This is a genomic window from Gilliamella sp. BG1, from assembly GCF_046635625.1.
Classification (GTDB): Bacteria; Pseudomonadota; Gammaproteobacteria; order Enterobacterales; family Orbaceae; genus Gilliamella; species Gilliamella bombi.
In genome coordinates, this window is the sequence record NZ_JBIDFG010000033.1 from 1 (window position 1) to 5350 (window position 5350).

Annotated in this window: 10 protein-coding genes; 1 reads left to right on the forward strand and 9 read right to left on the reverse strand. The window is 33.5% G+C overall.

From position 1 onward, the window contains the following. The coding region (locus ACGH80_RS11430; protein ID WP_411631191.1) for a host cell division inhibitor Icd-like protein at nucleotides 1-201 on the reverse strand (201 nt) is incomplete at its 3' end. Between the two features lies 1 nt (nucleotide 202). Continuing rightward, nucleotides 203-544, reverse strand: coding sequence for a hypothetical protein (locus tag ACGH80_RS11435; RefSeq protein ID WP_411578957.1), 342 nt, complete (start codon nucleotides 542-544; stop codon nucleotides 203-205). 130 nt (nucleotides 545-674) lie between these two features. Here ACGH80_RS11435 and ACGH80_RS11440 point away from each other — a divergent pair, with 130 nt between their 5' ends. Then, a complete protein-coding gene (locus ACGH80_RS11440; protein WP_176700243.1) occupies nucleotides 675-848 on the forward strand; it encodes a hypothetical protein in 174 nt (57 codons plus the stop codon). A gap of 304 nt (nucleotides 849-1152) precedes the next feature. On the opposite strand, the gene ACGH80_RS11445 is transcribed toward ACGH80_RS11440, so the two are convergent. From ACGH80_RS11445 to ACGH80_RS11475, 7 genes are all read right to left on the reverse strand, one after another. Next, nucleotides 1153-1914: an antA/AntB antirepressor family protein gene (locus ACGH80_RS11445; protein WP_411578958.1), complete on the reverse strand. Its 762-nt coding sequence runs from the start codon at nucleotides 1912-1914 to the stop codon at nucleotides 1153-1155. A gap of 93 nt (nucleotides 1915-2007) precedes the next feature. Next, entirely contained in the window at nucleotides 2008-2421 is a 414-nt protein-coding gene (locus tag ACGH80_RS11450; RefSeq protein WP_296318075.1) for a hypothetical protein, read from the reverse strand. After that, entirely contained in the window at nucleotides 2421-2621 is a 201-nt protein-coding gene (locus tag ACGH80_RS11455) for a helix-turn-helix transcriptional regulator (RefSeq protein ID WP_411578959.1), read from the reverse strand. Before ACGH80_RS11455 ends, ACGH80_RS11450 begins: the two co-directional genes overlap by 1 nt. Nucleotides 2622-2779: 158 nt before the next feature. Then, nucleotides 2780-3679 (reverse strand): hypothetical protein, encoded by a 900-nt coding sequence (locus ACGH80_RS11460; protein WP_411578960.1) that lies wholly within the window; start codon nucleotides 3677-3679, stop codon nucleotides 2780-2782. A 13-nt stretch (nucleotides 3680-3692) separates the two neighbouring features. Continuing rightward, nucleotides 3693-4022 carry a hypothetical protein gene (locus tag ACGH80_RS11465; RefSeq protein ID WP_411578961.1) on the reverse strand — a complete coding sequence of 110 codons (330 nt, stop codon included), beginning with the start codon at nucleotides 4020-4022 and terminating at the stop codon, nucleotides 3693-3695. Nucleotides 4023-4150: 128 nt separating this feature from the next. Beyond that, the gene (locus ACGH80_RS11470; protein WP_034914935.1) at nucleotides 4151-4522 is read right to left on the reverse strand and encodes a hypothetical protein; all 372 of its coding nucleotides are present in this window, start codon (nucleotides 4520-4522) and stop codon (nucleotides 4151-4153) included. A 339-nt stretch (nucleotides 4523-4861) separates the two neighbouring features. After that, nucleotides 4862-5260 (reverse strand): terminase small subunit, encoded by a 399-nt coding sequence (locus ACGH80_RS11475; RefSeq protein WP_297223934.1) that lies wholly within the window; start codon nucleotides 5258-5260, stop codon nucleotides 4862-4864. Nucleotides 5261-5350: the final 90 nt, after the last annotated feature.

The window sequence follows — 5350 nt, forward strand, 5'->3', positions numbered from 1 at the left end:
ACCTCCAAAGCTTCTGGCTCTTTCAATAACTGGATATAAGCGAATTCTGGCAATAAAGATAAGGGATGATTTGCCTAGGCTTTTTCTAGCTTGTTGTTCTGTAGGAGCTAATGCCTCAAATACTTTGGCAGTAGTAAGGTCATAGAATTTAAATAGTTTAGTTTCACGATTACTTTTTTCTTTATAATTCGTTTTCAACATACTATTTACCTCCCTTACGGTTTTGTGTAGCATCAAGTAGGTTAATTTGATTTGAAGCGAAACAGGCAACATCTCTTAATTGTGCTAGTAAATAGCCAATATCGCGCATATCACTTTTAAGGTTCTGCTCGGAATAACTCTCATTTTCACTAGCCCAAAACATCAGGTTACCAATCGCACCTATTCCATATAGAATAGATTGCTGTAGTTCTTCAAAATGGTTCTCAGCTTGTAGTAAATAGTGTGTTGGAATATCTGCTTGATAGAGATTTAAAACAGAAATTAAATTAGATAGGTCAGGTTGCCCATTTTTAGGGCGTAGGGTATCATTACTATTAGCCATAGCATTACTCCGTTTAATGTTTGTGGTTAGATAGCTCATTGAGGCGCAAACTCTCTGGGCTATTGTTTTTTGGGGCGCGACCATTATAATGGTCGTTACCATGTAATTATAATAATATTGGGTAATTACCATGTCAACACCAAAAGAAAAAAGATCACCACAATACCAAATGCGATTAACCGAAGAATTTCGGCAACAGTTAGAAGAAGAAGCTATGAAAGATGGCGATACTAGTTTGGCTACTTGGATTAAAAGAGTTTTAAGAAAAGAATTACAATCACGAGGAATTATACCTAAAGCATAATAATTAAGTTTCTTGTGGTTTCTTTTTATGGACTCAATAAACCTACTTTTAAAATTCAACCCCATGCAATGATTAGTACGCATTAAAAAAACGGTTTTCACTGCGTACTTAGCGCGTACTTTTACACTGGTTTCCATTGAAATAGGCTTTTTTGACTGAAAACTAGAATTATTGCCAACCAAGAAGAATGATTTCACCTTTTGGATGGCGTTAATCCCATCAAAATAGCAATTTAAGCGATTATTTAGGGCTTGGGTATATTGCCCTATTGCTAGGGCGTTAAATGGGTGTGTAGTCATCATAATTAAGCCACCTTACCCAATAACCGAATCATGTAGCTTTGTGATAACTTGATGAGTTCTGCTTTTCGTTTTTCATAATTCCAACCCATATCTATTAACGTGATATTGGATTTCTCAAGGTAAGCTAAGTGATTAAGCTGTTCTTCAGTGATATGGTCGCGAATATCACCCGTGAGATTATGAGCTTTTCGGTAAGCCTTTGCTGTCATGCCAAGTACAATACGATTAATCATATCAAATTCATTAGTATAGTGATGTGGCTTGGTCTCCTTGCCTAGGGATAATCGTTGTATAGTTAAAGCGTCACACATAGGACGGCTATAATCTGCGACTTCTAAACGCGCTTTTAATCGATTAAGTGCTTTCTTTTGGATTGCTGGAGCGATTTCTTTAAGGTGTTCTTCACAACGTATAAAGTACTTTCTTATTGCTCGTCCTTTCTCGTTGTTTTCAATCATTGCTAATTCTTTAGCCATGTTTAAAGTTAGATGATAATCAATACTTCTACGGTCTCCGCCTCTTACCGCTTCCCTTTTATTAAGCTGTTTGTTTTTTATACTTTGATTCACCAATTCGGGGGAATCAAAAAACACATAATCATCATTTTCAATAAAGCCATATTGTTCTATACGCCCTTTTATCCATGTAGAAAAATCACGCCCTACACCAAGAAAATGATGTAATTGTTTTGCGCTAACTGTTTGCTGTAATTTACCGTTTAATTGTGTTTCGGTTACTGGTACTAAATTATTAAAATCTGTCATTTTTTATCTCCTAACGTGTCCGAAAATTCCCCGTTTAGCTAAATTTAGGCAAAGGGATACCGTCGGAATGAGCTTTGCTATAAAATCAATTAATTAAGCTGCTTTGCTTGGATAAAGTGCTAAAATTTGGCTGATATCCGATTCAGTTAATAAGCTATTTTCATAACTAAGAATCAGATTAACCACCTTTTGAGCATCTTCCTTATTGGCTAGGTAATAGCGATAGTGTGAGCCTATTCCGTCGGTATTGGGTTCATCCATGCGCTTTAATGTGATGCCTAACTTTCTTTCTAGTTCTGAACAGTAATTTCTACCGCTAGAAAGCCTACAGGTGCGCAATATCTCATTTTCGGTAATACCATTGTCACCAGTACACGCAATTAATAGGTAAGCTCTCGGCTTTTTGGGTAGCTTTTTATAATCAGATTGGCTATGATTGGAAGCGTCAAGATTCCAATGCAAGCCCTCGATTATTTCGCGATATAGAGGGTTTTGTTTTATCACCATTATGCTACCTCGCGACGTTCAGCCTTTCGACTTTCTAGCCAAGAATTAACTTCATCAAAAGAAAGCATAACTTTGCGAATGCCTACACGAATAGGCTTGGGTGCTAATGGGTCGGTTTTGATTAGATTGTAGTAGGATGTTTTACTCCTAAATCCTGCATAAGCTAAGAATTCGGCAATTGTAATTAATTTTTTGGTCATATGTGTATCACTCCGTTTTTTGTTGAACTGGAATGATTAAATCACATTAAAGTACTATCATAGCAACACTATTAGGGGTTACAGTAATAGTAAAAAAGGAACTATGACAGTTCCTTAATCTATTGGTATTACTGGTTTTGTTACTATAATAGTAAAAGTTACTTACTTCTATTAATTGGGCATGAAACTAATTCTATTGCTTTTGCTAATTGGTCTGTTTGGACATTGTAATTTGCTTTTAAAGCTTCACAAATAGCATCTTGTGTAGGCCTAGTTCTTCTATCTTGCTCATTATACTTAGACCATTCTTTATTTCTAATCTGTATAGCTAATAATAAGGGGTCGTCTGCTCTATATTTGCCAAGTAAAATAGGAATTTGTTCTTTTAATTCCTCTATTTTTATTTGAGCCTTATTTAGCTGCTCGGTTAATTTTTGATTATCAAGCTTTAGTTGCTTAATTTCTTCTGTTAAATCTTGGTTATTATTTACTGAAACTTGTTCATTTGATTTAATAGCTTCTAAATTAGAATTAATTATTCTTTGTTTATTTAATTCCTCTTCAAGCTGCTTTATTCGCTGCTCAAGCTCGTAATTGTTTTGATTCAATTCTTCGACATCTTCGTCAATAGGTAGCGGCCATCTAAAATTATATTTATTAGCCCATTTTGTAACTTCATTTTTATTTAAAGTAATATCATCGCGCCATTCTTGCCCAAAATCCTCGATAGTTACAATATTCTTACCATGAAGTATGTTATTATCCACTGCGTCCCATAGAGATGCTTTGTAACCTTTCACATCATCACAATATTGAGATCTATTTGAAAAGTGGAAAGGATCATAGCCCGCCATAATATTAGCAGCTTCTTTTAATTGAATTGTTTTTCTTGATAAAAATGGTTTTAGTTCTTTTGGTAAGTTATTAACAAGATCTATTTTATTTTTAAGATTTGGTAGCTCATTAACATCTAAATTGAACCCTAATAAAATTTCTAATTCATTACAATTAAAGCAATAATTCCGATAATCATCATTTAATTTTTTTTCAATTGCCATTATCTAATCCTTTCTAAAATGGTATTTCTGAATCCCAATCAATAGGTGAATCCACTTCTTTTTCAAACGCTCTACTATCATTTTCAATAATACGTTTAAGCATAACATCGATGAATATATCGTCTTTCACATAAGTAAATGTAGCAATTCCTAAACGTTTACCAAAGCAAGGAGGGTTTTCATACCAATTATTAAAATCAAAATTTTCTGAAAGTTTTATTAATAAATATTCAGCAGCAGTAATCCTGTCAATGTTAAATTTTTTAGAGATTAATAATAAAGTGTCTTCAACACTTATAAGTTTTCTTTTCGCTTCTTCTAACTCTTTGATAGCATCTACCATACGCCCCTCACGCCCCTAATAGATATTTGCGCCAGTTCGCTAGGGTTGCGAATGTTCGGGGATCAGCCTAGACGCAAATAATACATTAATATACAGTTAGGTACATTATAGCACTGTGTTTATGTACATTAAATATTGTTTTTATATTTATAATTCAATACACTTGCATTTTTAGATACTTGTAAACATTTTGTTAATTTATCAATTAAATATTCAATCTCATCACTTTCAAAAACCAAATAAATATATGAATCAACATCACTATAGTATTTACTTTCAATATCCCACTCAGGTGAAATATACCCTTTCTTTATGATATTTTGGAAATGCCAATCTTCATGGTTTTTTAGTGGGTTAATAACTTCCGTCATCCAAAAATATTGATGATCCGTATTCTTTCCTTTAATAAAAAAACCTAAGAAATTATTCTTCCTGTCATACTTAGCAAATAATGTATTTTCGGGTAAACAATGTAAATAATGATCTGTGCATGGGTACATTACAATTCCTCTTTCATAATAATAAAAATGTTACCGTTTAACCTATCTAGGCATTAGCTTATCAATATATTTATTAGCGTTACGCCAGTAAATATTTTCAATACAGATTAATTAGCTTGTTTTAAATCAAAATGCTAAAGATACAATTATAGCTGTCTTCATAATGAAGATAACTGCCTTTTATGATTAAATTGGTATCCATTTATTAAATACCTTTTTACTGGATACTTGTTTGGATACCTATATTAAATGGATTTTTGGGTATTTAAATTCCATATGAAGTGGCTCAATTTGAGCATCTAAAACTTGAGCAGGTAACAAGTTTATGCTCTTTGCTTGTCAGGCGGTTAAATCCTTTGGTGGTGGCGATACTAGCTCTATACGCATTGGTTTGGATTTGGCTATAATGCTACTACCCATAGATTGATGATCTAATATCTGTTTTTCAGAATAACCATGATTAGCAAGCATCAATTTAGCAATACTTGCGTTAAACTCGCCTTTTAAGCCTTTATTAATTAACTCGACTTCTTGGCGCGCTTTGATAAGTTCTAACATGTCCTTAAATTCTTCGCTTGAACTCGCATAATTGTATAAACTTGACCTTGAACAGTTAGCATATAAAGCCAGTCCAGCCATAGAGGGTATAACTTCCCCATTTTTGATATAGCCCTGCTTATGCAAATACTCTTGCCCTAGTCTTAACATGTCCTTTATCTTTGATTTTCGCCCTGCCATATTGCCACCTAACTTACTAATAATAAGGCTATTATAATCCAATAAGGCGAATTATTAGATTGCTTTCTAACGTGTCCAAAAATTCACTAA

Excerpts from the sequence above, each read along its gene's own strand:
- ACGH80_RS11470 (WP_034914935.1), bottom strand. The coding sequence starts at position 4,522 with ATGTACCCATGCACAGATCATTATTTACATTGTTTACCCGAAAATACA.
- ACGH80_RS11450 (WP_296318075.1), bottom strand. The coding sequence starts at position 2,421 with ATGGTGATAAAACAAAACCCTCTATATCGCGAAATAATCGAGGGCTTG.
- ACGH80_RS11440 (WP_176700243.1), top strand. The coding sequence starts at position 675 with ATGTCAACACCAAAAGAAAAAAGATCACCACAATACCAAATGCGATTA.
- ACGH80_RS11435 (WP_411578957.1), bottom strand. The coding sequence starts at position 544 with ATGGCTAATAGTAATGATACCCTACGCCCTAAAAATGGGCAACCTGAC.
- ACGH80_RS11455 (WP_411578959.1), bottom strand. The coding sequence starts at position 2,621 with ATGACCAAAAAATTAATTACAATTGCCGAATTCTTAGCTTATGCAGGA.
- ACGH80_RS11475 (WP_297223934.1), bottom strand. The coding sequence starts at position 5,260 with ATGGCAGGGCGAAAATCAAAGATAAAGGACATGTTAAGACTAGGGCAA.
- ACGH80_RS11445 (WP_411578958.1), bottom strand. The coding sequence starts at position 1,914 with ATGACAGATTTTAATAATTTAGTACCAGTAACCGAAACACAATTAAAC.
- ACGH80_RS11465 (WP_411578961.1), bottom strand. The coding sequence starts at position 4,022 with ATGGTAGATGCTATCAAAGAGTTAGAAGAAGCGAAAAGAAAACTTATA.
- ACGH80_RS11460 (WP_411578960.1), bottom strand. The coding sequence starts at position 3,679 with ATGGCAATTGAAAAAAAATTAAATGATGATTATCGGAATTATTGCTTT.